At 51.8% G+C, this 2,697-nt stretch carries 2 rRNA genes; both read left to right on the forward strand.

Going from position 1 to position 2,697, the window contains the following annotated elements:
- Nucleotides 1–2,414: ribosomal RNA gene (locus A7K61_RS30485) — 23S ribosomal RNA — on the forward strand; the annotation flags it as partial.
- A 158-nt stretch (nucleotides 2,415–2,572) separates the two neighbouring features.
- Nucleotides 2,573–2,688 (forward strand): 5S ribosomal RNA (gene rrf / locus A7K61_RS30490).
- Nucleotides 2,689–2,697: the final 9 nt, after the last annotated feature.

The following is a 2,697-nucleotide window of genomic DNA, read 5'->3' on the forward strand; positions in this document are numbered from 1 at the left end:
GGAGAGGGGAGTGAAATAGATCCTGAAACCGTATGCGTACAAGCAGTGGGAGCCCACTTTGTTGGGTGACTGCGTACCTTTTGTATAATGGGTCAGCGACTTATTTTCAGTGGCGAGCTTAACCGAATAGGGGAGGCGTAGCGAAAGCGAGTCTTAATAGGGCGTCTAGTCGCTGGGAATAGACCCGAAACCGGGCGATCTATCCATGGGCAGGTTGAAGGTTGGGTAACACTAACTGGAGGACCGAACCGACTACCGTTGAAAAGTTAGCGGATGACCTGTGGATCGGAGTGAAAGGCTAATCAAGCTCGGAGATAGCTGGTTCTCCTCGAAAGCTATTTAGGTAGCGCCTCATGTATCACTGTAGGGGGTAGAGCACTGTTTCGGCTAGGGGGTCATCCCGACTTACCAAACCGATGCAAACTCCGAATACCTACAAGTGCCGAGCATGGGAGACACACGGCGGGTGCTAACGTCCGTCGTGAAAAGGGAAACAACCCAGACCGTCAGCTAAGGTCCCAAAGTTATGGTTAAGTGGGAAACGATGTGGGAAGGCTTAGACAGCTAGGAGGTTGGCTTAGAAGCAGCCACCCTTTAAAGAAAGCGTAATAGCTCACTAGTCGAGTCGGCCTGCGCGGAAGATGTAACGGGGCTCAAACCATACACCGAAGCTACGGGTATCACGTAAGTGATGCGGTAGAGGAGCGTTCTGTAAGCCTGTGAAGGTGAGTTGAGAAGCTTGCTGGAGGTATCAGAAGTGCGAATGCTGACATGAGTAACGATAATGGGTGTGAAAAACACCCACGCCGAAAGACCAAGGTTTCCTGCGCAACGTTAATCGACGCAGGGTTAGTCGGTCCCTAAGGCGAGGCTGAAAAGCGTAGTCGATGGAAAACAGGTTAATATTCCTGTACTTCTGGTTATTGCGATGGAGGGACGGAGAAGGCTAGGCCAGCTTGGCGTTGGTTGTCCAAGTTTAAGGTGGTAGGCTGGAATCTTAGGTAAATCCGGGATTCTAAGGCCGAGAGCTGATGACGAGTTAACTTTTAGTTAACGAAGTGGTTGATGCCATGCTTCCAAGAAAAGCTTCTAAGCTTCAGGTAACCAGGAACCGTACCCCAAACCGACACAGGTGGTTGGGTAGAGAATACCAAGGCGCTTGAGAGAACTCGGGTGAAGGAACTAGGCAAAATGGCACCGTAACTTCGGGAGAAGGTGCGCCGGTGAGGGTGAAGGACTTGCTCCGTAAGCTCATGCCGGTCGAAGATACCAGGCCGCTGCGACTGTTTATTAAAAACACAGCACTCTGCAAACACGAAAGTGGACGTATAGGGTGTGACGCCTGCCCGGTGCCGGAAGGTTAATTGATGGGGTTAGCTAACGCGAAGCTCTTGATCGAAGCCCCGGTAAACGGCGGCCGTAACTATAACGGTCCTAAGGTAGCGAAATTCCTTGTCGGGTAAGTTCCGACCTGCACGAATGGCGTAACGATGGCGGCGCTGTCTCCACCCGAGACTCAGTGAAATTGAAATCGCTGTGAAGATGCAGTGTATCCGCGGCTAGACGGAAAGACCCCGTGAACCTTTACTATAGCTTTGCACTGGACTTTGAATTTGCTTGTGTAGGATAGGTGGGAGGCTTTGAAGCGTGGACGCCAGTCTGCGTGGAGCCATCCTTGAAATACCACCCTGGCAACTTTGAGGTTCTAACTCAGGTCCGTTATCCGGATCGAGGACAGTGTATGGTGGGTAGTTTGACTGGGGCGGTCTCCTCCTAAAGAGTAACGGAGGAGTACGAAGGTGCGCTCAGACCGGTCGGAAATCGGTCGTAGAGTATAAAGGCAAAAGCGCGCTTGACTGCGAGACAGACACGTCGAGCAGGTACGAAAGTAGGTCTTAGTGATCCGGTGGTTCTGTATGGAAGGGCCATCGCTCAACGGATAAAAGGTACTCCGGGGATAACAGGCTGATACCGCCCAAGAGTTCATATCGACGGCGGTGTTTGGCACCTCGATGTCGGCTCATCACATCCTGGGGCTGAAGCCGGTCCCAAGGGTATGGCTGTTCGCCATTTAAAGTGGTACGCGAGCTGGGTTTAGAACGTCGTGAGACAGTTCGGTCCCTATCTGCCGTGGACGTTTGAGATTTGAGAGGGGCTGCTCCTAGTACGAGAGGACCGGAGTGGACGAACCTCTGGTGTTCCGGTTGTCACGCCAGTGGCATTGCCGGGTAGCTATGTTCGGAATAGATAACCGCTGAAAGCATCTAAGCGGGAAACTAGCCTCAAGATGAGATCTCACTGGAACCTTGAGTTCCCTGAAGGGCCGTCGAAGACTACGACGTTGATAGGTTGGGTGTGTAAGCGCTGTGAGGCGTTGAGCTAACCAATACTAATTGCCCGTGAGGCTTGACCATATAACACCCAAGCAATTTGACTACTCTAACGAGCATCAGATTGCGGTGTGTGAAGACGAAGATGAACCGAAAGTTCGACGCTCACAAAACACCGAAAGCTGTCACATACCCAATTTGCTGAAGCGAGGCCAGCTGGTCACGACTCAGTACCCGAATTTCTTGACGACCATAGAGCATTGGAACCACCTGATCCCATCCCGAACTCAGCAGTGAAACGATGCATCGCCGATGGTAGTGTGGGGTTTCCCCATGTGAGAGTAGGTCATCGTCAAGATTAAATTCC

Origin of the sequence: Pseudomonas sp. AP42, from assembly GCF_001728935.1 — a bacterium.
Taxonomy (GTDB): domain Bacteria; phylum Pseudomonadota; class Gammaproteobacteria; order Pseudomonadales; family Pseudomonadaceae; genus Aquipseudomonas; species Aquipseudomonas lactis.